This window comes from Pseudomonadota bacterium (assembly GCA_013285445.1).
In the GTDB taxonomy this organism is placed as follows: domain Bacteria; phylum Pseudomonadota; class Gammaproteobacteria; order Xanthomonadales; family Wenzhouxiangellaceae; genus Wenzhouxiangella.
The window spans coordinates 675,270-699,845 of record CP053448.1; the positions used below are offsets into that span (position 1 = coordinate 675,270).

Below are 24,576 nucleotides of genomic sequence, written 5' to 3' on the forward strand. Positions count from 1 at the left end.
GGGGTGTGGTGCCGAACGCGGGATCGCCGCTGAGTCGAATCCGGCGCGCGACACAATCAGTCGGTAGCGGTTTCGGAATCGTCCTCGCTGTCGAAGTCCCCGGCGATCGCGTAGCTCAGGCGCTGCGGATCGAGGTACTTGCGCACCGCGGCGGTGACATCCCCGGCGGTCAGCTCAGCCACTCGCGCCTCGAACCGGGCCTGGTGTCCCATGTCGCGTTCGAGGTAGAGCTGCTCGTTGAGCATCGCCATGAGCTGGCTGTCGTTGCTGCGGTTGAGCTCGAGTTGCTGGAGGTAGCCGCGTCGTCCGCGCTCGACCTCTTCGGCCTCGAAACCGTCTTCGACCGCTGCTTCCAGCTCTTCGAACAGCACATCGACCAGGCGTTCACGGTTCTCCGGGGCGAACATGGCATAGACAAAGAAACTGCCGCGTTCGTCAATGCTGTGGGCGTTGAACGCCCCGCCAACCCCGTAGCTCAGGCCCTCGGTGTCGCGAATGCGGTCGGCCAGGCGCGAACTCAGGAAGCCACCACCCAGCAGATGACCGGCCAGCGAGACTGCCGGATAGTCTGGGTCGTCATCGCGCAGGCGAATCAGCTGGGCACCGATCAGCCCGGCATTGGCCTTGTCGTCGAGCTGCCGCTCGAGCACGGCGGGTTCGACGTCGCGGAACTCGCGGGCGTAGCGTTCGAAGGCGATCTCGGGCGTAAAGTCGTTGAAGTGCGACTCCAGCGCCGCGCGCAGCTCGTCGGGGTCGAAATCGCCGACGAAGGTGATGGTTGTGCCGGGCCCGAAACCGTAGAAACGGCGGTGAAAATCGACCAGCTGTTCACGCTCGATGGCGTGCAAGCGTGCCTCGGACTCATCGAAATCCGGCATGTAGTCGGGATGATCGGACGGTACTGGCGTGGTGTGTCGGCTGAGCAGACGCGAGGCGACCGCGATGGGCTGGTCACGCTGCTGATCGAGCCCGGTCAGCTGCTGGCGGCGCAGCTCGTCGATTTCCCCGACCTCGAAATCCGGGTTTCTGAGTACGTCAGCGGTGATGTCGAGCAGCGCCTGAAGGTTATCGCGGCGGGTTTCCAGCCGCGCCGTGACAATGCTGCCGCCGCCGACGCCGAGGCTGGATTGCAGGGCGTTGACCTGGTCGCGGATGTCTTCGCGGCTGCGGGTTTGTGTGCCGCGCATCAGCATGCTGCCGGTGAAATCCGGCACGCTGTCGAGTCCCGACAGGGTCTCGAGTGTGCCCAGGCGCATGGTGATCTGCCCCTCGATCCGGTTGCCGCGCGTGGCCTTGGGCAGCAGCGCAACCCGGGCGCCGCTGGCCAGCTCGAAGCGCACCAGGTGCTGTTCGATACTTTCGGGGCTCGGGTCAAAGGCTTCTCCGGCCGCGCGGTCTTCACGGCCGCTGTAGTCAGCCAGAAGTACGTCGAGCTCGGGCTCGGCCGGTATGACGGCGCGATCCGGACTGCTGTCCGGGATGAACTGGCCGATGGTGCGGTTGTCGCGGGTCAGGTAGCGCCCGGCGACGCGGGTGACGTCGTCCACGGTGACTGCTTCGAGCCGGTCGCGATGCAGGAACATCAGGCGCCAGTCACCGGCGGCCTCCCACTCGCTGAGCTGGATGCCGACGCGGTTGGTGTCGTTGAGGGTCTGCTCGATATTGCGCTTGAGCGCATTGATCGCGCGATTGACTTCTTCCCCGGTCGGTGGCTGTTCGGCCAGCGCATCAATCGTGGCCAGCATCTCTTTGCGGGTCTCGCCGATATCCTGGTCCTGATCGATCTGCACCAGAACGCTCAGTGCGGAGGGCTCTCCCAGTGGTCGCGCGAAGGCCATGACCTGACTGGCCAGTTCCTGCTCTACCAGCGCCTTGTGCAGGCGCCCCGAGGGCGAGTCGCCAAGCAGGTGGGCGAGGATCTGAATGGCGGCAAAGTCCTCGTGCGAGGCAGCGGGCACGTGCCAGAAACCCATCAGTGCCTGGAACTGGCCGGCGCGGCGCACCGTGACCGTGCGCTCCCCGTCCTGTACCGGCTCGCGCGTATAGGTCGGCCAGAGCGTCATGTCTCCGGTGCGCTCCGGCGCGGGAATCCTGCCGAAGTGCCGGTCGATCAGTTCCAGGGCGCGATCGGTGTCGAAGTTGCCCGAAAGGATCAGTACCGCGTTGTCTGGCTGGTAGTAGCGACGGTAGAACGACTGCAGGCGTTCGACCGGCACGTTTTCGATGTCCGAGCGTGCGCCGATGGTCGACCGGCCATAGCCGTGCCACTGGTAGGCGATGGCCTGCATCCGCTTGAAAAGCACGCCGATCGGATTGGTCTCGCCGATTTCAAACTCATTGCGAACGACCGTCATTTCCGACTCCAGATCGTCGCCGGAGATGGTCGAGTTGACCATCCGGTCAGCCTCCATGCGGATGGCCCACTCGAGGTTGTCTTCGCCCGAGGGCAGCGTCTGGAAGTAGTTGGTGCGATCGAAGGATGTTGTACCGTTGGCCCGGCCGCCGCGTTCGGAAATTTCGGCCTTGATGTCCTGGTGGTCCGGCGTGCCGTAGAACAGCATGTGTTCGAGCAGATGCGCCATGCCGGTCTCGCCGTAGCTCTCGTGCTTGGAGCCGACGAAGTAGGTGATATTGATGGTTGCCGTCGGCCGGCTCTCGTCGGGCATGAGCAGCACCTTCAGCCCGTTGTCGAGTCGGTACTCGCTGATGCCCTCCACGGTTGTGACGTGCCTGATGTGGTCTACCTGGGCCGCGACCAGCAGCGGTGCTGCCAGCAGCAGACCAAGGCAGAAGCGGATGCAGATACGTGTGGGATACGGCATGAAATGGACTCCGGGTTGGGTTCGAACCGCACATCATGCCGCATCCGCGCCGCGATGGGGTGTGCCCAAAGTCACGGTCCTGCTTTCAGTCGGTCGGGCTCAGTCGCCGGATGTCTCGCCCCAGATGGCTTCGAGCCGGTCGTCGCGGCCGCAGCGCCAGCGGTAGTATTTGTAGCGCACCGGGTTGCTGGTGTAGAAATCCTGGTGGTCGTCCCCGGCCGGCCAGAAGGCCTCGAACGGCTCGATCGTGACTGCGATCGGCTGCCGGAATCGCTCGGACAGGGCAGCCAGCGATGCACGCGCAAGTCGCGCCTGGTGCGGGTCATGGACGAAGATCGCCGGGCGGTAACTCCGGCCGCGGTCGCAGAACTGGCCGTCGCCGTCGAACGGGTCGACGTTTCGCCAGTAGATCTCGAGCAGCGCCCGATAGTCGACGGCTGCCGGATCGTAGACGACCTGCACGACCTCCAGGTGCCCGGTTCCGCCCTGCACGACCTGTCGGTAGGTCGGCTCGGCCAGGTGGCCACCGCTGAAGCCGGAAATCGTTTCAACAACGCCGTCAACAGCGTCGAAGGGTGGCTCCATGCACCAGAAGCAGCCACCGGCAAAGGTGGCGCGCGCCAGCGACCGGTCGGTGTCGGCCAGGACTGAACCGGACAGCAGTAACACGGCGAGCAGGCTGGCGGTGAATCTTGTTCCGGACACCGTCAGGCGCGTGCGACCCCGGCCACGGTATGGGGCTCTGCGACCGGGAGCGGGCGTGAGCGTCGGCATCCTGATCACGGGCGGCGGCGAAGTTCGGGCAGGGCTTCGTCGCCGGGAACGAATCTCAACGCCACGCCATTGTTGCACCAGCGCTGGCCGGTCGGCTGGGGCCCATCGTCGAAAACGTGGCCCTGGTGGCCGCCGCAACGGGCGCAGTGATATTCGGTGCGCGGCCAGATCAGCCTGAAATCGCGCCTGGTCGCGATGTGGTCTTCCGCAAGCGGTCGCCAGAAACTGGGCCAGCCGGTGCCGGATTCGTACTTGTGCTCGCTGGAGAAAAGCGGCAGGAAGCAGCCGGCGCAAATATACGTGCCGGCGCGCTTTTCGTCGTTGAGCGGGCTGGAGCCGGCACGTTCGGTGCCGTCCTGGCGCAGCACGCGGAACTGCTCGGATGAGAGCAGTTCACGCCACTGTGCGTCGCTCCAATCGAGGGGTTCGAATGGCATGGGTCCTCCTGCGGCCATCGCCCGCACGGTCTGACTGCCGCAGATCAGCAGCGGCAGCGACAGCAGCGACTGTCTGAGCAGCCGGCGGCGGGTCTGGTTGACGTTTGCCCCGTTCATGATACGAAGTAGAACAGATGATCCGCCTGCAGTCTGTGAAAGCCGCCATGCCGCCGGCTAGCCGGGAGGATCCTTGAGGTGCTTGCCGCCGCTCCAGCCCCCCGGGCCCAGCACCTGTTCGCCCAGCCGGCGCGGTTCGGATTCGAGCTCGGTGGCCATCGAGTCGTTCCAGCGGTTGAGAAAGCCGTACAGGCAGACCGCGGCCAGGATTTCGACGATCTGATCGTCCGACCAGTGCTGCCTGAGGCGGCGCATCAATGCCTCGTCGACGCCATTGGGGACACTGCCGGCGGCCAGGGCGAAATCCAGTGCCGCACGCTCGGCCTCAGAATAGTGTTGACTGGTCTGGTAAGCCCACAGGTCGTCCAGCTTGGCCTGCGGCAGTCCGCTGATGCTTGCGGCGACCAGCGAGTGAGCCTGGCAATACCGGCAACCGGCTGCGCGACTGGCAAAATGGGCGAGCAGGCGCTTGAAGGCCGGATCGACGCTGCCGCCAGGGTCCATGACCGCAGCGGTCAGTTCGCCGAAGGCCTTGACGATCGCCGGCCTTCGCTGCATCGTCAGCAGGCTGTTCGGGACGAATCCCAGGATCTGCTCGAAGTGCCGGAATGTCTCTTCGAGTTCCGGCGTATGATCGGGCGGCAGCGGATCGATATGGGCCATGCGAATATCCTGCGTTCTGCTGTGCGAGCGGTTACAAACCTAGTGTACCCTGCTGCAGCTTCACACTGCCGAAACCTGTTGCGGGAAAGCCACTGGAATCATGCCTCATCATCAGCCTGTTGTTGTTGTCACCACTGCCGATCAGCACCGCTTCGAGCTGATCCATGTCCCGTGCACCGACGCCCGCAGGTGTCTGCTGCTGCTGCCGGGCATGGGCTTGAGCGCGCGCCAGTACATCACCTTCGCCAGGGCTCTGGCCGAGCGCGGCATTGAGGTATTCATACACGAGTGGCGCGGCGTGGGCAGCTCGAACCGGCGCGCATCGCGCCGCTGCAGCTGGGGTTATCTGGAGTTGCTCGACGATATCGATGCGGCGCGGGCGGCGGTTGTGGCGCGCATCGATGGCGCGTTCGTGCTGGCTGGACACAGCCTGGGCGCGCAGTTCGCCTGCCTGAGTGCCGGACGGTCGTCGGCCGGCTGCCGCGCGCTGGTGCTGATTGCCGGCGGCGCCCCGTACTGGCGGGTTTTTCCGGGGGCCAAGCGCTGGATGATGCTGGGCGTGGTCGGGTTGTTTCCGCTGCTGGCCGCTATGGTCGGCCATTATCCCGGCAAGCGCATCGGGTTTGCCGGGCGCGAGGCGCGCGGCGTCATGTCTGACTGGGCCCGCAGTGCCCGCGACGGTCGCTACGAACCCGGCGGCGTTGATCAGGATCTGGAGCAGGGCATGGCGGATCTGACGCTGCCGGTCCTGGCAGTACGGATGGCCGACGACTGGTTCGTGCCCGCTGCATCGTTTGACTGGCTGCTGGGCAAGCTGAGGCGGTGCGAGATCACGACCACCGATGTCGCAGCCGCCTCGTCCGGTGAGCTTTCCGACCACTACCGCTGGATGCGCCGGCCGGAACGCACGGTCGCCACAATCGAGTCGTGGCTGTCCGGGCACGGGTCCCAACGGTCGGCGCCGGACGCTTGCTGATCGAGGGGAGTGCGCAGCGAGGGCGCTTGTGGACAGGCGCTGCAGACCTCGCCTGTCAATGACCTCCGGTACCCTGATGCGGGATCAATACAGTCGCTCCCAGTATAGTGCTGCATAGATTTTCGGATCGATCGCCAGCCCGTCACGATAGCGTTCATTCAGCCAGGCGTCGATGCGCTCGCGCGCTACGGCGTGCACGGTGATCGCTTCACTCGCATCGCCGCCCCCGCTGCCCGCGCGAACCAGATCGAGCGCGCGCAGGAAAACGACCATTTCATCGCTCATGCCGGCCGAACTGGGGCAGTGCATTTGCTCGATGACCCGCCCGGCACGCCAGCCGGTTTCCTCCTCCAGCTCCCGGATCGCCGCATCGGCCAGCGACTCGCTGCCCTGACCGGTTTCGTCGCCGACCAGGCCCGCCGGCAGTTCGATGGTGCGACGATTGACGGGAATGCGGAACTGCTCGACCAGCAGCAGCTCATCATCGGGCGTCCAGGCAATCACGACGACGACCGGGTGGCGTCGCGAAACCAGTTCCCAGCCGCTGCGTTCAACCAGACTCAGATAACGGCCCTGATAGAGTGGCCTTGTGGTGTCGGTCATGCCTGATGCATCCTCGTCGGCGTCCGGTTCGTGCGAAAATGAAGCGGTTCGGCCCGCAGCGGGCGCGCTGCCAGTGTGACCTGGCAGCGGTCCGGGATTCAAAGCCCCGGCGCGGATCGCCAGCCCCGCCGGGTTCCATTGTACCGGTCCGGCTGCCGGAGAATCCGGGCCTGTTGACAGCGGCTGGCGCCAGCCGGATGAACGAATGACGCCGGCTGCAGTCCCAGTGCGGGCAACCGATGACCTCAACGACTCGATAACAGGAACAATCATGCGGATTCTTGCTTTGACAATCATGCTCGGCGCGCTCGTCGCCGCCGGTTCAGCCCGGGCCGGGGAGCCGGGCAGTGGACAGCCCGGGTCGGCGCCGCCGCCGCTGATCGCCGCGCCGGAATCGTCACCCAAGCGTTCAACAGACCATCCGGCCGAACAGTTCAGCCACTGGCTGCGGCGTGCCGCCGAGGCTTACCAGGAACAGGACATCGAGCAGTGGGTGGCGGCCTCCCGGCAGCTGCACAAGCTGCGTCCCTACAACCAGGACATCATGCGCCACCTGGTTGAAGGCAATGCCCGGCTGGGCAATCTATCCGAAGCCTTCGCGATGATGCTCAAGATGCAGCAGCAGGGCCTGGCCGAGAACTGGGACAAAATCGAGGCGGTCGAGCCCATGCGGCGGCACGATCTGTATTCGCACCTCAACGGACTGATGAAAGAAGCGGGTGAACCGGTCGGCGAAGTGACCGAGTGGTCGCGTCTGGAATCCGGCCAGGCCATGCCTGAAGCGCTGGCCTATGACAAGTCCGGCGACCGGGTGTTTGCCGGCACCGTGCGTGACGGGCTGATCCTGGTAACGAGCGATGGGGAGAACTGGACCCGGTTCGTGTCCGCTGACAGCCTGCCGCAGCTGCAGGCGGTCTTCAGCCTGGCCGTGGATGCCGAGCGTGGAGCGCTCTGGGTTGCCAGCGGTCGCGTCAGCCAGTTTCACGGCAGACCTCACCCGGATGGAGTCCGCAGCTCGCTGCTGCGACTGGATCTTGAAAGCGGTGAGCTCGAGCAGGAATACCAGTTGAGCAAGGGCGGCGGCCGCAACCTGCTCGGCAATCTCGTGCTGGCTTCGGATGGCACGGTTTTCGCCAACGACATGGAATTGCCGTTCGTCTACTGGCTCAGGCCCGGCGCCGAGGCGCTCGAGCCGTTCTTCGGTCACGCCAATCTGGCGAGCCTGCGCGGTATGGCCCTGTCGGGCGATGATCGTCTGCTGTACGTGGCAGACTACGAGCACGGTATTTTCATTGTCGATGCCAAAGCCGGCAAGCAGGCGTGGAAGCTGGCCGTTCCGGACACGCTCAACGAGGGCGGAATTGACGGGCTCTACTGGTGGGACGGTCATCTGGTCACCATCCAGAACGGGATTTCACCGCAACGCATCATGCGCCTGGAACTTGGCGAAGACGGACTGGGCGTGACCTCGGTCGCGCCGCTGGCCGCCGCGGTCGAATCGTTCGATACACCGACCTTCGGTTTCGTTCGGGACGATGATCTGTTTTTCCTGGGGGGCAGCCACTGGCATCACGTTGATGCCCAGGGGGTGCCGGACGAGCCCTTGCCCGAGGTGCCGGTGCTGCGCGTGAACATTGCCGATGCCGCCAACCAGATCGTCGGTGAACATATTCTCCAGCAGCTGCGCCAGCAGATGGAGTCCGGCGACAGCGACCAGTAAAGCCGGACGATATTGGCCAGTGCTTGGATCGGCCGTTTACGGGCGCTGCGGGATGCCGAGCAGCCGCTCCCGCATCGGGCGGCCGAAGCCGAGCCTGTCCATCAGGGCGTTGACGGCATCGTGATCGGTGCGCTGGCGCGCCAGTCGGTTGACCTGACTGGCCATCGGTACGTCGGATTTCAGCCCGGTCAGCCGACGGGCCAGGCGCGCGGCCGACTCATGCTGGCGCAGTCGCTGGGCCAGCTTCGAGGCGCCGCGAATGCTTAACCAGGCAATTTCGTCAAGCCGCCGATAGAGGGCGTCGAGGTCTCCGAAGTGCTGCAACAGGGCGGCAGCGGTTTTCGGGCCGACGCCGGGCACGCCGGGGATGTTGTCGATGCTGTCGCCGGTCAGGGCTAGAAAATCAGCCATCTGTTCCGGGCGCACGCCAAACCGGGCCTGTACCCCGGCGCCGTCCAGCCGGCGGCGGGGAAAGTCCCACCAGTGATCACCGTCTCCGATCAGCTGCGTCAAATCCTTGTCGCCGCTGATGACGCAGATGCGGCTGGCCCGGCGGCGGCAGCCTGCGGCCAGGGTGGCGATGAAGTCGTCGGCCTCGTGACGGGCATCGGACCACACCGAGATCCCGAGCGCCCGCGTCAGATCCTGGCACCAGGAAAACTGCTGTTTGAGTGCATCGGGAGCGGGTTCGCGATTGGCCTTGTAGTCGGGGTAGATTTCATTGCGAAAGGAGCGGGTCAGCGATTCATCGAAGGCCACCGCGATGTCGGTGGCACCGGTGCGCTCAAGCAGCTCGCACAGGAAACGGGCGTAGCCGTAGACGGCGTTGGTGGGTCGGCCGGCCGGGTCGGCGAAGGCCGCCGGAAGGGAATGCCAGGCGCGAAAGACATAGACGCTGGCATCGACCAGATAGGTCGGCCGGTCGGGCCTAGCTGCGTGCGCTGTCATCGACGTATTTCCGACAGGCGGACCGGCAAGCCGCTCCCGGAGCGCTGTGCAGCGCCATCAGGCGTGCTGGCCGGTCAGGCGCTTGCGCAGGATGCTGTTGCGCGGGAAGTGGGCCAGCAGAAACTCCATCTGGTCGGCCAGGACCCGCCGTCCCTGCAGGTAGACATATTCGGCATGGGTCGGGGTGAACGGGATGGCAAGCAGCTGCATGCCGGCCTGCTCGGGTGTGCGTGAGCCCTTGTGGTTGTTGCAGCGCTTGCAGGCTGTAACCACGTTCGCCCAGTCATCCTCACCGCCCAGGGCCAGCGGCTGCACATGATCGCGCGACAGCTGGCGATCAGGAAACTGGTCGCCGCAGTAAAGGCACAGGTTTTCGTCACGGCGAAACAGCGCCCGATTGGACAGCGGCGGCGTGTAGCGGTCGTAGAACTGGTGGGCGTTGGGATGGGAGCCGTGTGTGGCAATGATCGCGTTGACCGCAATCTCGGTGCGCTGCCCGCTGCGCGCATTGATGCCGCCGTGCAGGTGATAGAGGATGCTGCCCAGCGCATAGCTGACCTGATCGAGCACGATCAGTCGAACCGCATCCTGATAACCGATCCACTCAAGCGGCATTCCGGTGATGTCGGTTCTGAGTACCTGCTGATCTAGATTCAACATCTGGTGTTCTCCAGACCGCTCAACCCCAATATGTTGGGTGGAACAATTCGAGCTGCGCCCCTATCATCCGGGTTTTGCCGGCAAATGCAACCCCGGCTGTCCGCGCGGCGGCGCCCGATCCGCCGGGTACACGCGTCGAGCGTTCTCCGGGCGGGACAGGCTGCCGGTTGCGGGGTAGTATGGTCGAGTCGTGAACGGATCGGCTGAGCGGGCGCATGCACCGGAGGCCAGGCAACGCGACACACCAGGCGGTGCCGTGATTCATGAAACCCTGTCCGGCTTGTCCAGTCAAAGGCCGGTGTCTGTCGCACCACAAGGATGAGCTTCATGATGCTGAGAATACGCCTGGTGTTGATTGCCGGCCTGCTGGCTTTGGCGCCACCTGTGCTGGCTGCACTGCCGGCGGCGGTCGGCGGCGAGCCGATGCCGTCGCTTGCACCAGTCCTCGAGGACGTGATGCCGGCGGTGGTCAACGTGCATACGCGAACGCGGGTCCAGGTTCGAACCAGCCCGTTTTTCGACGATCCCTTTTTCCGGCGCTTCTTTGATTTCCCGAGTGTGCCGCGCGAGCGAGTGCAGCAAAGCCTGGGCTCGGGTGTCATTGTGGACGCCGACGGCGGCTATATCCTGACCAATAACCACGTTATTGACGGTGCCGACGACATCGCCGTGCGGCTGCACGATGGGCGAGAGCTCTCGGCCGAGTTCGTCGGTGCGGATCGCGATACCGATCTGGCCGTGATCCGGATCGATGCAGGCGACCTGGCCGAGCTGCCGCTGGACGAATCCGGGAAGCTGAGGGTCGGTGACTTCGTGGTTGCGGTCGGCAACCCGTTCGGTCTCGGGCAGACGGTCACCTCGGGCATCGTCTCGGCGCTCGGCCGCAGCGGACTGCGGGGTCTCGAGTACCAGAACTTCATCCAGACCGACGCGTCGATCAATCCGGGCAACTCGGGGGGTGCCCTGATCAACCTGCGCGGCGAGCTGGTCGGGATCAATACCGCCATCTTCACGCCCTCTGGCGGCAACGTTGGCATCGGCTTTGCCATTCCCGTCTCGACAGCCGAGTACGTCATGGGTCAGCTGATTCGCTACGGCGAGGTCCGTCGAGGCTCGTTCGGTGTCGAGTTGCAGGACCTCGACGAGGCGCTGCGCGAGGCCCTTGAGGTTCCGCCCAACCGCGGTGTGGTGATCGCCGGGCTGGCTGGTGATTCGCCGCTGGCCGAGGCGGGGTTGCGGGTCGGCGACGTGATCGTTGAAATCGACCAGCGCCCGGTCGACGGTGTGCAGTCGCTGCGCAATATCGAGGGACTGCTGGCTGTTGGCTCCCAGGTCCGGGTTGTCTTTGTGCGCGAAGGCAGGGAGCGTGCAGTGCGCGTGCCGATCGAGGAGGATCTCGATGCCCGCATCTCCGGCCGCCGGCTCGATAGCCGGCTCGACGGCGCCATGCTGGTGCGAATCCCGGAACGCAGCCGCGTGCGCGGCGTGCTGGTCGAGGACGTGCGGCGTCGCTCGAGTGCCTGGGAAGCCGGCCTGCGAGCCGGCGATATCGTGGTGGCGGTCAACCGCCAGGTGGTGCGCAACCTGGGTGAGCTGCGGCGCCAGTTCCCGGTAGCCGTCGATCGGGAGCTGCTGCTGGAAATCCGGCGTCGAGGCGTGGGTTATCTGGTCACGTTCGAGCCGGCGGAGGAGTGACGGAAACGGCCGGGGGCGCCCCGGTATCCTGTACGCGGGCGGCGCCGTGACGTAAGATCATAGCGGCTTTGCTGCCGGTAACGGTGAACGATGAACGTATCTGCGCGACTGGCCCTTCTGGTCCTCCTGCCGGCTGTCTCGGCTGCCGCGGTGCCGCTGTCTGACGTCCAGCTGGCCCACCTGAGGCATCTGGCAGTCGGCGAGACTGCTGTGCTTGATTCGTTTCCCGTGACCGAGACCGACCGCGCGGCGGTGCAGTTGGAGCGGATCGAGATGGCTGCGCCAGGCGCCCGGTTGATCATCTCGGACCCGGGCGGCACCCGGGAACGAGCGCTTTCGATCGGGCCGGTGTTTGTCGGCCGCTCCCGCGACGTGCCGGGGTGGCGGGCCTACCTGCGCCTCGATCCGGACACCGGTCGTCTCGGCGGTGCGGCCCACGGCCCTGGCGGTCTGCTCGAGCTTCACGCGGTCAGCGGCCCGGGCGGTTTCGAAGTGTCGTTGCGCGAGCCGTTCGACTCGCTGCCTGCCGGCGTGCAGGCCACAAGCCGTTGCGGCAATGCCGACCTGCCGATCGACGGGATTGCCGGACAGATGACGGGCCGGCCACCCGGCCGTCCGGCGGGCGCTGCTGATCGCGCCGCTTTGCTGCGCCTGGGTGTGCTGGCGATCGATACTGACAAGGAGTGGCTTGACCGCCGCTTCGGTGACGATACCGCTGCGGCGCTCGACTGGCTGGTCGACCTGCTGCTGGCCAGTAACGCCATTTTCGAGTCGCAGCTTGACCTGCGCATGCTGCAGGGGGACACCCTGCTCCGGGTCGGCACCGACCCGTACACTGAGACCGGATCGGGCGCCGGCTTTGCCCATCTGTCGGAATTCGGCCAGTACTGGAGCAGCAACTACGCGGGCATCGATCGCACGCATGCCGCCCTGGTATCCGGTCGCGCCAGTTCGGGGTGGTCGGCCTCGGGGATTGCCTGGGTCGACAGCTACTGCCAGACCCAGTCCAGCGGGGGCAGCTACAGCGTCAACCAGCTGTTCTGGAGCAGCGGGGTGGCCGTTGCCTCCAGCGCCCGAGTGTTCGCGCACGAAATCGGCCACAATCTCGGCTCGGCGCATACCCACTGCTACAGTCCGCCGGTCGACCAGTGCTACAACGCCGAGCCCGGCTGCTACAGCGGCGGCGTGAGCTGTCCGGCGGCTGGCTCGGGCAGCCTGATGAGCTATTGCCACGTGCCGGGCCCCAACGGCGCCGATTGCGGGTCGAACCGGCTGGAACTCGCACCGCAGGTCGAATCGCTGCTCCGGGCGCAAGTCGACCACCAGACCGCTGTCACCGCCTGTCTGTCGACCAGCCCGGTCCTGTTTGCCGATTCCTTCGAGCCGTGATGCGCAGGCCGGGTGCCTTCACGCTTGTTGACCTTCGCGGCCGGTCTGCTACTTTGTCGGTTCCTGATTCCGGCAGTGAGTGAGCCGTCAAGCGGTGAGCCAGACCCACTACCTGAAGTTCGACCCGGAACGGCCAGGCTGCGTCGTTGCCGGCGGTGACTGGCGGGTCGATTATCTGACGGCACTCGAACGCCGGCTGAAGGCCGTATGCGAGGCGCCGGCGGTTATCGATGCGCGCGCCATCGAGCATCTTGATACGGCCGGAGCGCTGCTGCTGGTTCGGGCAGCGACGCGCTGGCAAATCGAGCCGGAGGCCGTTGTGCTTGACCGGCGACACCAGCCGCTGTTTGACACAGTCCGCGAGGCGCTGGCGCGAGACGGTGATCTGGATCCCGAGCCGTCGGCCGGATGGAAGCTGTTTCTGGCCGGTATCGGCCAGGCGCTGGCCGGCTTTGGCGGTCACCTGCGCCTGCTGCTCGGGTTTCTCGGACTGGTGCTGTCAACCCTGATGGCCACGCTGATTCGGCCACGTCAGTGGCGGGTCACGGCAACCGTCCATCATATGCAGGAAACCGGGCTCAACGCACTGCCCCTGGTCATGTTGCTGAGTTTTCTGGTCGGTGCCGTGGTTGCGTATTTGGGCGCAACGGTGCTGCGTGATTTCGGAGCCGAACTGTTCGTTATCGACTTGATCAGCTATTCGTTCCTGCGCGAATTCGGGGTGCTGCTGACCGCGATTCTGCTGGCCGGTCGCACGGCCAGCGCATTCACCGCACAGATCGGCACGATGAAGTCACGCGAGGAGATCGATGCCATGCGCACGCTCGGCCTGGATCCGGTCGTCTTGCTGGTGCTGCCGCGGTTGCTGGCGCTGATCGTGATGCTGCCGATCCTGGCCCTGCTGGCGACCCTGGCGGGCTTCGGCGGCGGTCTGGCGGTCTCGGCGCTGTCGCTGGATATCTCCCCGGACATGTTTGTCCATCGGCTTGAGCAGACGCTGGCACTGCGCCACTATCTGGTCGGGCTGGCCAAGGCACCGGTCTTTGCGTTGATCATTGCTCTGGTGGGCTGTCTGGAAGGCTTCAAGGTTGCCGGCACCGCCCAGTCGGTGGGCGAGCGGACCACCTCGGCTGTGGTGCAGTCGATTGCCCTGGTGATCGTGATCGACGCTCTGGCAGCGGTCTTTTTCATGGAGATCGGCTGGTGAGCGGGTCGTCGCAGGAGCATCAGCCGGTGATCCGGGTCTCTGGCCTGGTCAATCGGTTCGGCACCCAGGTCGTGCATGACGGGCTCGATCTGACCGTGCGCCGCGGAGAGATACTCGGTATTGTCGGCGGATCGGGCAGCGGCAAATCGGTGCTGATGCGCGCCATACTGGGGTTGCGGCCCTCCCAGGCCGGCACCATCGAGGTGCTGGGCGCGCAGGTCTCGCAGGATCCTCGGGCCCAGGACATCGTGCGACGGAGCAGCGGCGTGCTGTTTCAGGACGGCGCTTTGTTTTCCTCCCTGACCGTGCGCGAGAATGTCGAGGTGCCGCTCAAGACCCATTGTCGTGACTTGCCGGCCGAGCTTCGCTGCGAGCTGGCGCGGCTGAAGGTGCGCCTGGTCGGGCTGCCGGTGGCTGCCTGCGCCAAGCTGCCCTCGGAGTTGTCCGGAGGCATGCGCAAGCGGGCCGGGCTGGCCCGTGCCCTGGCGCTCGATCCGGAGTTGTTGTTTCTCGACGAGCCGACTGCTGGCCTGGATCCGATCGGTGCAGCGGCGTTCGATCAGCTGCTGCGTACGCTCAAGGATGCGCTGGGCCTGACGGTATTCCTGATCACACACGATCTTGATACGCTCTATGCGATCTGCGATCGCGTCGCCGTGATTGGTGAGCAGAAGATCCTCGTCACTGGCACCATCGACGAGGTTGCCGGCTATGATCACCCTTGGGTGCGCGATTACTTCAACGGACCGCGGGCGCGCCAGGCAGCGAACGCACAACAGGCAAGGAGATGACGCCGTGGAACCACGTGCCAACCATGTTCTGATCGGAGCCTTCACCCTGCTCGGGGTGGCGCTGCTGATCGCCGGCGGGCTGTGGTCAGCCCGCTGGGCCAGCGAACAGGCCTGGCAATACTACGAGGTGCACTTTCCGCAGCCGGTCAGCGGACTGTCGGTGGGCAGCGTCGTTCAGTACAACGGCATCAACATGGGCAGCGTGCGGGATCTGTACCTCGCCTCCGAAGATCCCAGCCGCGTGGTTGCACTGATTCGGCTCAGCGCCGAAGCGCCGGTGCGTGAGGACACAACCGCGCGCCTGGCGGTTTCCGGGCTGACCGGTGTATCGACCATCCAGCTGCGCGGCGGTCAGCCCGACAGTCCGCCGCTCGAGCCGCCCCCGGGCGCTGATCATGCGCGCATCGTGGCCGAGGAGTCGGCCCTGCAGCGGCTGCTCGAGACCTCCGAGGACATTGCCACGACCGCCAGCAAGGTGATGCTCAGGCTGCTGGAGTTCCTGAGCGAGGACAATGCCGAACGCGTTGCCATGACGCTTGACAACATCGATCGGTTCACGACCGCCTTGAGCGGAGAAAGCGCCCTGATCGAGGAGACCGTTCGCAATGTGCATGCCGGTAGCGCGCAACTTGACCAGGCGGTCACCGACATCCGCGCGCTGGTTGCCGAGGCCACGCGCGTTGTGGGGCACCTCGACTCAAGCCTGTCCGATACGGTGCCGGAAGTCAGCGCTGATCTGCGCGAGACCATGCAGCAGCTGGCCAGAACCGCCGAACGCATTGATCGGATGGTGGCCCGCAACGAGTCCGCCGTGGCGGCATTCGGCGATCAGGTGCTGGTGCCGCTGGGGCCGGCAGTCGATGAGCTGCGGCTGTTGCTGCTCGAGCTGTCGCAACTGACCCGTCGTTTCGAGCGTCACCCGGTGGGTTTCCTGCTGGGTGATGAACAGCCCGAGGAGTACCGACCGCAATGAGAGATCTGATCCGTGTGTCCCTGACGGTGTTTTCGCTGCTGCTGCTGCTGGGCTGCGCCCTGGGCCGGCCCGGCGAATCCGTGCGCGTCGTGGCGCCCGAGCTGCCCGCGCCGCCGCCCAAAGACAAGCGCAGCGGTGAATGGGTGCTGTCCGTAACCCGGCCAAAAACCGATCGCACGCGCGATTCCGACCGGATCATCGTTCGTCGACATCGGGCGCTTATGCCGCTGGCTGGCGTGGTCTGGCTGGACCGGGCGCCGGATATGCTGCAAGCGCTGCTGGTCGACTATCTGGCGGCGAATGGGGCGTTTGTCGCCGTGGGTCGCTACGGCGATCTGCCGGCGCCCTATCGACTCGATCTGGATATCCGCCGATTTGAGATCCGGGTCGAGGCGGGTCAAGCGCCGGTTGCCGAGCTCCAGCTCACCGCTCGGCTGACTGCAACCGGCCGCGGTCTGGTAGCGGTGAACCGATTTGAGCGTCAGGCCGACTCGGCCGGCGACGATCCGGCACAGATGCTGGCGGCGTTCGAGTCCGTTCTGGCCGCAGCGTTTGCCGAGCTGGCCGGCTGGGTCAGCGTCGCGCTGCACGAGGACTCAGTCGCGCCGAACAACTGACAGCCGGGTGATGTTGGGCGTCTGGGCGGACTGGGCCTGTTCCGTATCGGCCAGCAGCGCCAGCAGCGGCTGCAGTCGTCGTCTGAGTGCCGGCAGTGACCGTCGTACCGAGTCGGCGTCGCCCTGTTCGAGCAGAGCCAGTGCCTGTTCCAGATCGGGTTGCCCCGCCGATAGCACCGTCCCGGCCGAGGCTGGCAGATCGTTCTTTGGTGCGCGCCGGGCCAGCCCCTCGGCGAGAAGGTCGGCGGCCCGTTCGATCTGTTCGGGGTCTGGCTGCTGAACGACGAATGCCGCCGTCACCGACAACGCGCTGTCGTCCGGCTGCAGGCCCATCTCGGCCAGGTCGGGCAGGAAGCGCTCCTGCAAACGCCTGGCGCCGTCGGCACGGGTGGCCGGCAGCAGAAACGTAAAGACCTCGTCATCGGTTCTGAATACGGTGTCCTCGCGCCGGATTCGCTCGGCCAGCGTGCGACCAATTCGCGCCAGGGCGCGCTCTGCATGCGGTGAGCCAAGTTCCTCAAGCAGTTGCGACAGCCCGTCCAGTCGCAGGTGCATCAACACGATCGGCTGGTTGTGTCGGCGGGCGAAGCTCATCGCCTGGATCAGGCGTTCCTCGCAGTAGCGGCGGTTGCCGAGTCGCGTTGCCGAGTCGAGGTGATGGTCGCGCTCGAGCAGGCGCAATCGACGGGCAGACTGGCCGCTGCGCGCGTAAGCCGTGGCGCGCGCCAGCAGTTCGGTGTCTTCGAAGGGTTTGTTGATGAAATCGGTCGCGCCACGCTGCAGCGCATCATGCCGGCATCCCTCGTCGTCATCCCCGGTGATGAGCACAAACGGCAGATCGACCAGGGCAGGATCGGTACAGCAGCGTATTCGTGACAGCAGCCAGTAGCCGCTCTCGCCCTTCATCTGCAGGTCGCTGAACACGACCATGATGCCGGGCTGCTCCAGCAGCATCTGCCAGGCTTGCTCGGCCGAGTCGGCCAGCAGCAGTTCGAAGCGCTCGCCAAGAATGGCTTGGGCGCATGAGCGCATCAGGCGACTGTCGTCGACAAACAGAACTCTTGGACGTTGCATGAGCTTGAAATCAGGTTGGGCCACAGCCTGATCTTGCAAATTGCGCACCAAACCATGCTCGAGCGGTACCCGTCCACGGAATGGGCCGTCGGATTGTGCTTCGGACCGGTTTCGGCGCCAGCGCTCATCGGCATGGTCGGCAGGGCCGGTCAGCAATCGTCAATCCCGGACACGGGTCGATGCCATCACGGGTACACTTGCGCCCGATGTCCATGACCAAGGCGGTTGCCATGTTTACAACCCGATCCGAGGCTCCGGTTCCCATCCATGCGGTTGATCCCGCCGGGATGGAGGCCTGGCGACGCCGCGCGCCCGAGCCCCAGCGCCGCTGGGTTGAACTAAGCGGTTTCGACGCTGAACCGGGAAGCCATCTGCTGGTGCCTGATGAACAGTCGGGTGTGGCAGCGGTACTGGCCGGGTGCGAGCCGGGGGAGCGATTGTGGTCGCTGGCCCACCTGCCGGCGGTGCTGCCGGCAGGTGACTACCGGCTGGCATCGGACTGGCCGCCCACCGAGCAGGCGCGTGCCGCCATCGGCTGGGGTCTGGGTGCCTACCGTTTCGACCGCTACAAGGATCGCGCGGGCTGCAAGGCGCGCCTGGTCTTGTCTGAAGCGGAGGCAGAGGTGCGGGCGATGGTCGAAACGACGGCCTACGTGCGTGACCTGGTCAACACACCGGCCATTGACCTCGGCCCGTCCGAGCTGGCGGAAGCCGCCCGCGAACTGGCCGAAACCGGCGGCGCCGCGTTCGACAAGATCGATGGAGAGCGGCTGAGGCATGAATTCCCCGCCATTCATGTCGTCGGTCAGGCCGCCTCGCGCCCACCGTGTTTGATACGGATGCAGTGGGGTGATCCCGATCACCCGCCGCTGGCGCTGGTGGGCAAGGGTGTGATTTTCGACTCCGGGGGGCTGAACATCAAACCCGGTTCCGGCATGGTGCTGATGAAAAAGGACATGGGTGGGGCGGCGCATGCGCTGGGATTGGCGAAACTCATCATGACGCTGGGGCTGAAGGTCAACCTGCGCGTCTATATCCCGGCGGTGGAAAACGCCATCGCCGGCAACGCCTATCGTCCTTCTGACATCATTCGCACCCGTAACGGCACGTCGGTGGAAATCGGCAACACCGATGCCGAGGGTCGCGTTGTCCTGTCTGACGCACTGACGCTGGCCAGCGAGGAGGGCGCCGGGCGCATCATCGATTTCGCCACGCTTACCGGTGCGGCGCGCATCGCGCTTGGTGAGGACCTGCCGCCCGTTTACGGTCGCGACACGGACGCCGCACGCACCATTCAGGATCTGTCCTTCGAGCTGGAGGATCCGCTGTGGCACATGCCCCTGTACGAACCCTACCGGCGACTGATCAAGCCGGCGATTGCCGATCTGTCGAATACCGCGTCGACGAGTTTCGGCGGCAGCCTGACCGCAGCGCTGTTTCTGGATCATTTTGTTGCCCCGGAAGTCGACTGGTTCCATCTTGACATCTATGCTTGGAATCAATCCGACCGCCCGGGCCGGCCGGCCGGCGGTGAGTGTCAGGGGCTGCGCGCCCTGTGGCGCTGGCTGTCGGATCAATACTAACGGTCTCATTATTGAGCAGATATTGCCGTTGCACAGATCATCGCGGCTGACCCGAAGCTGTGGCATCGCGACCCGGCTGCCATTAGGATAGGGCCTGTCCACACACGTCAGCACGCGCTGAGGAGAGTTCAGTCATGCGTCATTCATCCATTCTGATACCGTTCGCATGCCTGGCGCTGGTTGCCTGCCAGGTCGATGACGACGACAGCGACCAGAGCCGAGAGGCTGCCGGGGAGACGACCATTTCCGAGGAGGCAGCGGAGCAGGCCGCCGAGACCTACGCCGAAGTGGAGGCATCCGCCGAGCAAGCTGAGGCTGAAATCGAATCGCTGATGGAGCAGGGCCCCGAGCACGGCGCCGAGGAAGGCGTCGAGCGGTTGTGGCAGCGGGCCACGGAGCTGGCCGAGGCGGCGCGGGAACAAGCCGAGCACGCACTGGAGCTGGCGCGCGAGGAAGGCGGCGAGGCGGCCCGGGAGGCGCGTCAAGCCGCGTTCGAGGCCCGTGAGCGGGCCAAGCGGGCCTGGGAGGACGTAGAAGGATTCAGCTCGGAGACCTGGGCGGGTGCAGAGCAACGGGCTCGCCAGGCCTGGGATGAGGCGCAGGCCGTGTGGGATCAGCTTGACGACGACGGGAATCCCGACACGGAAGGCTGATCGCGAGCGGATTGGGTAAGCAACACGCCGCCCCCCGACCGGGGCGGCGCCTGTTTTTCACGACTGGCCAGGATCAATACCAAGGTGTCAGAAACATATCATCCCGGCGATCTCGAGCCGGACGTGCAGCGCCAGTGGGAGCGTGATCATGCCCACCGTGCCGAGACCGGCAACGGCCCGCGCTTTTATTGCCTGAGCATGTTTCCCTATCCCTCGGGCAAACTGCATATGGGCCATATGCGCAACTACACCATCAGTGACGTCATCTCCCGCTACCACCGCATGCAGGGCTGCCGCGTGCTTCAGCCAATGGGATGGGACGCGTTCGGGCTGCCGGCCGAGAATGCCGCCATGGCCAACGGCGTGCCTCCGGCTGAATGGACGCGCAACAACATCGCGCACATGCGCTCGCAGCTCAAGGTCCTGGGGTTTGCCATCGACTGGGAACGCGAGCTGGCGACCTGTGATCCGGACTATTACCGCTGGAACCAGTGGTTTTTTCTGAGATTGCTCGAGCGCGGGATCGCCTACAAGAAGACCGGTACGGTCAACTGGGATCCGGTCGACCAGACGGTACTGGCCAACGAGCAGGTCGTCGACGGCAAGGGCTGGCGCACCGGTGCACCGGTGGAAAAACGCGAGATCCCGATGTACTACCTGCGCATCACCGACTATGCCGACGAGCTGCTCGACAGCCTGGCGACGCTCGATGGCTGGCCGGAGCGGGTGCGCGCCATGCAGGCCAACTGGATCGGCAGGAGCGAGGGCGCCGAGGTCGAGTTTGCATGCGGCACAGAGGCAATCCGGGTGTTCACCACGCGCCCGGATACGCTGATGGGTGCGACCTTCATGGCGGTAGCCGCCGAGCATCCGCTGGCCAGGCAGGCCGCCGGGCACAACCCGGATCTGGCCGAGTTCATTGCCCAATGCCAGAAAGGCGGCGTTTCCGAGGCCGATCTTGCGGCCCAGGAAAAGAAGGGCATGGATACCGGTCTGAAGGCCACCCACCCGCTGACCGGTGATGAATTGCCGGTGTGGGTCGCCAATTACGTGCTGATGGCCTACGGCGAGGGTGCCATCATGGCGGTGCCGGCGCACGATGAGCGCGATTTCGAGTTCGCCAACAAGTATGGTCTGCCGATCCGGCAGGTGATCAGCCGGCCTGGTGACCAGCCCTACGACCGCAGCCAGTGGCACGAAGACTATGCCGCCAGGGACGGTCGGCTGGTCAATTCGGGGCGCTTCGACGGTCTGAGCTGCGCGCAGGGCTTCGAGGCCATCGTCGCAGAACTCGAAGAGCAGAGTCTGGGGCGGGCCCGCACGCAGTTTCGCCTGCGTGACTGGGGCATTTCCCGGCAGCGCTACTGGGGCTGCCCGATTCCGATCATCCACTGCCGGCAGTGCGGTGACGTGCCGGTTCCCGACGAGGACCTGCCGGTTCTGCTGCCCGAGGACCTGGTGCCGGACGGCGCCGGCAATCCTCTGAGGAATTGCGCGGCCTTTCTCGACACCCCGTGTCCGCGTTGTGGCGCAGCGGCCCGGCGCGAAACCGACACCATGGACACGTTCGTCGACTCGTCGTGGTACTTCCTGCGCTACACCTGCACCGACAACGACAGCGCCATGGTCGATCAGCGCGCCGACGCGTGGATGCCGGTCGACCAGTACATTGGCGGTATCGAGCACGCCATCCTGCACCTGCTCTACGCGCGCTTCTGGACCAAACTGATGCGCGACGAGGGTCTTGTGTCGGTCGACGAGCCCTTCAAGCGACTGCTGACCCAGGGCATGGTGCTGGCCGAGACCTACTGCCGGGAGGACGAGTCCGGTCGCCGTCAGTGGTTCAACCCGGCCGATGTCGAGGTCCAGCGTGACGGCAAGGGCGAGATCTTGCGGGCGGTGCTCAGAAGCGATGGCCAGCCGGTCCGGCCCGGCGGTGTCGAGAAGATGGCCAAGTCGAAAAACAATGGCGTGGACCCTCAGGCGCTGGTCGACAGCTATGGCGCTGATACGGTGCGGCTGTTCTCGATGTTTGCCGCGCCCCCCGAGCAGTCGCTGGAGTGGTCGGAGAGCGGCGTGGAAGGGGCCTGGCGATTTCTGAAGCGGCTGTGGGTCGGGGTGCAGTCGCATGTTGAGGGCGGCGTGGTGCCCGGTGCGACAGGGAACGAGGTTGAAGGGCCGGCGCGCGACCTCAGGCGCGCCTTGCACGAGACCATCGCCAAGGTTGAACATGACTTTGGCCGCCGCTTCACGTTCAACACGGCCATTGCCGCGATCATGGAGTTCTGCAATCAGCTGCAGCGCTTCGACCCGGTCGGAGAAATCGAGCGTAGACTGGTCCAGGAAGCCTGGGAGACGGTGGTGCGGCTGATCGCCCCGGTCGCGCCGCATATTGCCGAGGTGCTGTGGCAGAAGCTGGGCCGAACAGGATCGGTGTTCGACGCCGGCTGGCCAAAGGTCGATCGGGAGGCGCTCACGCGCGCTGCCGTGACCATCGTTGTCCAGGTCAATGGCAAGGTTCGAGGCCGCGTCGAGGTGCCCACGGGGGCCGACGAGGCGGCGGTCAAGGCAGTCGCGCTGGAAGACGACAACGTGGCGCGTTTCGTTGCAGGCAAGAAGCTTCACAAGGTGGTTTATGTCCCGGACAAGCTCCTCAATATCGTGGTGGCCTAGGCTGCGCCCCTGGCTGCTGCTGATTGCGGCAGTGAGCGTGGCAGCCTGCGGATTCCAGCTGCGCGGTCAGGCCCGACTGCCGGCGGCGCTGTCAGATACCCATCTGCAAATCGATGACGACAGCACCGTGTTCGCGCGTGAACTGCGTCTGTTGCTGGTGGCCAACGGCGTGCGCCTGGCCGAGCGGTCGGGCGAAGACACGGCAACCCTGCGGATTCACTCCCAGCGCATGTGGCGGCAAGCGCTTTCGGTCTCGGGCCAGGCCCGGGTGCGCGAGTTTCTGCTGGTCCTGGAAGTTGATTTCGAGCTTGCCGACGCCGACGGCAAGCGTCTGCTCGAGCGTGAAACACTGCGCCTGACGCGTGACTACAGCTTTGACGAGCAGGAGATCCTGGCCGCCGACCGCGAGGAGGAGTTCCTGTCCAGGGATCTCGGACGCGAAATGGCCGCGCGTCTGATGCGGCGACTCGAGAGCCTGTCGCGGTCGTGAAGCTGTTCCCCGAAAAACTCGCGTCCAGGCTGGATCGACAGCTCGATCCGGTCTATCTGATCGCCGGCCAGGAGCCGCTGCTGATCGAGGAGGCCTGTGATGCCCTGCGCAAGGCAGCGCGCGCGCGGGATGTCAGTGAGCGGGTGGTGCTGGAAGTCGATGCCCGCTTTGACTGGAGCAATCTCGACAGCGCAACGGAAACCGGATCGCTGTTTGCCAGCCGGCGCCTGGTCGAGGTTCGCCTGCCCGGCGGCAAGCCCGGACGGGAAGGCGGGGCAGCGCTGCGCGACTGGTGCAAGAACGAACACGATGACGTGCTGCTGGTCAAGTGCGATGCCTGGGACATACAGAGTGAGAGAACCGCCTGGGTCAAGGCACTTGAAGCAGCCGGTGTCTACGTGCCGTGCTGGAAGGTCAAGGCCGGCCAGCTGCCGCAATGGATTGCGCGCCGTGCCGCTGAAGGTGGTTTGCGCGTCGATGCTGCTGCCTGTCGCTTCCTGTCCGAACGCCTGGAGGGCAATCTGCTGGCCGCCAGGCAGGAAATCGATCGCTTGTCGCTGCTCTACCCGTCGGCGCCGATCGGTCTGGCCGAAGCGCGCGCGGCCGTGGCCGACAGCGCGCGATTTGACAGCTTCCGGCTGGTCGAGCTGGTGCTGACCGGACAGGCGGGCGCCGCCGTCCGCTGCATTCGCGGCCTGCGCGAGGCAGACACCCCGATGCCGATGATCGTCGGTGCGCTGGCCCGGGAGCTGCAGTTGATCGGCAGCTTTCAGGCGCTGACCCGGACCCGTTCCGCAGCACAGGCGATGGCCGAGCTGAAGGTATGGAAGAGTCGCCAGCAGTCGCTTGTCACGGCCGCCCGGCGGCTGTCGCCGCGGCTGGTTCGGCGCGCACTGGCGCGACTGTCGGAGCTTGATGAACTGTCGAAGTCGCGCCATCGCGACACGTTCTGGATGGTGCTGGAGCGGCTGTGTGTTGGTCTGGCCGACGATCGGCCGGACTACTGCGCGGCATGAGAGCGGCGACCGCCGTGTTTGGCGGCACTTTCGATCCGGTTCATTACGGCCATCTGCGCGCGGCCGCGGAGACCTGCGAGAAGCTCGGTGTCGATGATTTCCGTCTGCTGCCGGCCGGTCAGCCCCCGCACCGCGATCAGACCGGTGCCGAAGCGTATCATCGCCTGGCCATGCTGGAGCTGGCGCTGGCGCCCTATCCGGATCTGACTGTCGATGAAAGAGAGGTCAGGCGAGCCGGGCCGTCCTACATGGTCGAGACCCTGGCCTCGATCCGTGCCGAGGTCGGCCATCGCCCGGTGCTGTTGTGCCTGGGGCAGGATGCCGCCAACGGCCTGGATCGATGGCATCGCTGGCGGGAACTGCTCACGCTGGCCCATCTCGTCGTGCTCAAGCGGCCGCGCAGCCGGCCGCGCTATCCCGAGGTTGTCGAGCAGGTCGTGCAAGCGCGCCGTGTCCGCCGTCCCGGTGCGCTGATGGACAAGCCGGCCGGGCGGGTCTGCTACCTGGGCGTGACCCAGCTGGCCATTGCCTCGACCGATATTCGCAGGCAGCTGGCGCAAGGGCGTGATCCCCGCTTTCTGCTGCCCTCGACGGTGCTCGCCTATATTCGCAAGCACGGACTTTACGGTTGTGCTGAAAGACGATCGGACAAGCGCTAGAATAGGGCAACATGGTCATTCATAGAACGAGCCTTT

The 24,576-nt window shown here is 65.4% G+C and carries 22 protein-coding genes; 14 read left to right on the plus strand and 8 right to left on the minus strand.

The annotated features are described in order from the left end of the window. Positions 1-56 precede the first annotated feature (56 nt). From HND55_03170 to HND55_03185, 4 genes are all read right to left on the minus strand, one after another. Positions 57-2,822, minus strand: coding sequence for an insulinase family protein (locus HND55_03170; GenBank protein ID QKK01748.1), 2,766 nt, complete (start codon positions 2,820-2,822; stop codon positions 57-59). 99 nt (positions 2,823-2,921) lie between these two features. Next, on the minus strand, positions 2,922-3,596 hold the full coding sequence (gene msrA, locus HND55_03175) for a peptide-methionine (S)-S-oxide reductase MsrA (protein QKK01749.1): 675 nt from the start codon (positions 3,594-3,596) through the stop codon (positions 2,922-2,924). A 5-nt stretch (positions 3,597-3,601) separates the two neighbouring features. After that, a complete protein-coding gene (gene msrB / locus HND55_03180) occupies positions 3,602-4,150 on the minus strand; it encodes a peptide-methionine (R)-S-oxide reductase MsrB (protein ID QKK01750.1) in 549 nt (182 codons plus the stop codon). Between the two features lie 57 nt (positions 4,151-4,207). Further along, on the minus strand, positions 4,208-4,813 hold the full coding sequence (locus HND55_03185; GenBank protein ID QKK01751.1) for a carboxymuconolactone decarboxylase family protein: 606 nt from the start codon (positions 4,811-4,813) through the stop codon (positions 4,208-4,210). A 100-nt stretch (positions 4,814-4,913) separates the two neighbouring features. Here HND55_03185 and HND55_03190 point away from each other — a divergent pair, with 100 nt between their 5' ends. Next, entirely contained in the window at positions 4,914-5,789 is an 876-nt protein-coding gene (locus tag HND55_03190) for an alpha/beta fold hydrolase (protein QKK01752.1), read from the plus strand. Positions 5,790-5,873: 84 nt separating this feature from the next. Here HND55_03190 and HND55_03195 read toward each other — a convergent pair whose 3' ends face one another. Beyond that, positions 5,874-6,392 (minus strand): NUDIX hydrolase, encoded by a 519-nt coding sequence (locus tag HND55_03195; GenBank protein QKK01753.1) that lies wholly within the window; start codon positions 6,390-6,392, stop codon positions 5,874-5,876. A 271-nt stretch (positions 6,393-6,663) separates the two neighbouring features. Between HND55_03195 and HND55_03200 the strand changes: the two genes are divergently transcribed. After that, positions 6,664-8,112: a hypothetical protein gene (locus HND55_03200; protein ID QKK01754.1), complete on the plus strand. Its 1,449-nt coding sequence runs from the start codon at positions 6,664-6,666 to the stop codon at positions 8,110-8,112. A 36-nt stretch (positions 8,113-8,148) separates the two neighbouring features. On the opposite strand, the gene HND55_03205 is transcribed toward HND55_03200, so the two are convergent. Both HND55_03205 and HND55_03210 read right to left on the minus strand, forming a co-directional pair. Then, positions 8,149-9,060 carry an exodeoxyribonuclease IX gene (locus HND55_03205; protein QKK01755.1) on the minus strand — a complete coding sequence of 304 codons (912 nt, stop codon included), beginning with the start codon at positions 9,058-9,060 and terminating at the stop codon, positions 8,149-8,151. Between the two features lie 57 nt (positions 9,061-9,117). Continuing rightward, positions 9,118-9,720: an HNH endonuclease gene (locus tag HND55_03210; protein ID QKK01756.1), complete on the minus strand. Its 603-nt coding sequence runs from the start codon at positions 9,718-9,720 to the stop codon at positions 9,118-9,120. A gap of 330 nt (positions 9,721-10,050) precedes the next feature. Here HND55_03210 and HND55_03215 point away from each other — a divergent pair, with 330 nt between their 5' ends. The 6 genes from HND55_03215 (at position 10,051) to HND55_03240 (ending at position 16,392) form a co-directional block, all read left to right on the plus strand. Further along, on the plus strand, positions 10,051-11,415 hold the full coding sequence (locus tag HND55_03215; GenBank protein ID QKK03965.1) for a Do family serine endopeptidase: 1,365 nt from the start codon (positions 10,051-10,053) through the stop codon (positions 11,413-11,415). 90 nt (positions 11,416-11,505) lie between these two features. Next, positions 11,506-12,804 carry a hypothetical protein gene (locus tag HND55_03220; protein QKK01757.1) on the plus strand — a complete coding sequence of 433 codons (1,299 nt, stop codon included), beginning with the start codon at positions 11,506-11,508 and terminating at the stop codon, positions 12,802-12,804. A gap of 112 nt (positions 12,805-12,916) precedes the next feature. Next, positions 12,917-14,011 carry an ABC transporter permease gene (locus HND55_03225; protein QKK03966.1) on the plus strand — a complete coding sequence of 365 codons (1,095 nt, stop codon included), beginning with the start codon at positions 12,917-12,919 and terminating at the stop codon, positions 14,009-14,011. After that, on the plus strand, positions 14,005-14,802 hold the full coding sequence (locus HND55_03230) for an ATP-binding cassette domain-containing protein (GenBank protein QKK03967.1): 798 nt from the start codon (positions 14,005-14,007) through the stop codon (positions 14,800-14,802). Before HND55_03225 ends, HND55_03230 begins: the two co-directional genes overlap by 7 nt. A 4-nt stretch (positions 14,803-14,806) precedes the next feature. Beyond that, positions 14,807-15,775 (plus strand): MCE family protein, encoded by a 969-nt coding sequence (locus tag HND55_03235; protein QKK01758.1) that lies wholly within the window; start codon positions 14,807-14,809, stop codon positions 15,773-15,775. Further along, entirely contained in the window at positions 15,772-16,392 is a 621-nt protein-coding gene (locus HND55_03240; protein ID QKK01759.1) for a hypothetical protein, read from the plus strand. The genes HND55_03235 and HND55_03240 overlap by 4 nt, the downstream gene beginning before the upstream one ends. Here the strand turns inward: HND55_03240 and HND55_03245 are convergent. Next, complete coding sequence (locus HND55_03245; protein QKK01760.1) at positions 16,372-17,466, minus strand: diguanylate cyclase; 1,095 nt, start codon at positions 17,464-17,466, stop codon at positions 16,372-16,374. The genes HND55_03240 and HND55_03245 overlap by 21 nt on opposite strands. A gap of 230 nt (positions 17,467-17,696) precedes the next feature. On the opposite strand from HND55_03245, the gene HND55_03250 reads away from it, so the two are divergent. From HND55_03250 to nadD, 6 genes are all read left to right on the plus strand, one after another. Continuing rightward, positions 17,697-19,049: a leucyl aminopeptidase family protein gene (locus HND55_03250; GenBank protein QKK01761.1), complete on the plus strand. Its 1,353-nt coding sequence runs from the start codon at positions 17,697-17,699 to the stop codon at positions 19,047-19,049. Positions 19,050-19,183: 134 nt separating this feature from the next. Beyond that, the gene (locus tag HND55_03255) at positions 19,184-19,702 is read left to right on the plus strand and encodes a hypothetical protein (protein QKK01762.1); all 519 of its coding nucleotides are present in this window, start codon (positions 19,184-19,186) and stop codon (positions 19,700-19,702) included. An 84-nt stretch (positions 19,703-19,786) separates the two neighbouring features. Further along, positions 19,787-22,375 carry a leucine--tRNA ligase gene (locus tag HND55_03260; GenBank protein QKK01763.1) on the plus strand — a complete coding sequence of 863 codons (2,589 nt, stop codon included), beginning with the start codon at positions 19,787-19,789 and terminating at the stop codon, positions 22,373-22,375. A gap of 31 nt (positions 22,376-22,406) precedes the next feature. Next, entirely contained in the window at positions 22,407-22,865 is a 459-nt protein-coding gene (locus tag HND55_03265; GenBank protein QKK01764.1) for a hypothetical protein, read from the plus strand. After that, a complete protein-coding gene (gene holA / locus HND55_03270) occupies positions 22,862-23,881 on the plus strand; it encodes a DNA polymerase III subunit delta (protein ID QKK01765.1) in 1,020 nt (339 codons plus the stop codon). The genes HND55_03265 and holA overlap by 4 nt, the downstream gene beginning before the upstream one ends. Then, complete coding sequence (gene nadD, locus HND55_03275) at positions 23,878-24,540, plus strand: nicotinate-nucleotide adenylyltransferase (GenBank protein QKK01766.1); 663 nt, start codon at positions 23,878-23,880, stop codon at positions 24,538-24,540. Before holA ends, nadD begins: the two co-directional genes overlap by 4 nt. The last annotated feature ends 36 nt before the right edge of the window (positions 24,541-24,576 follow it).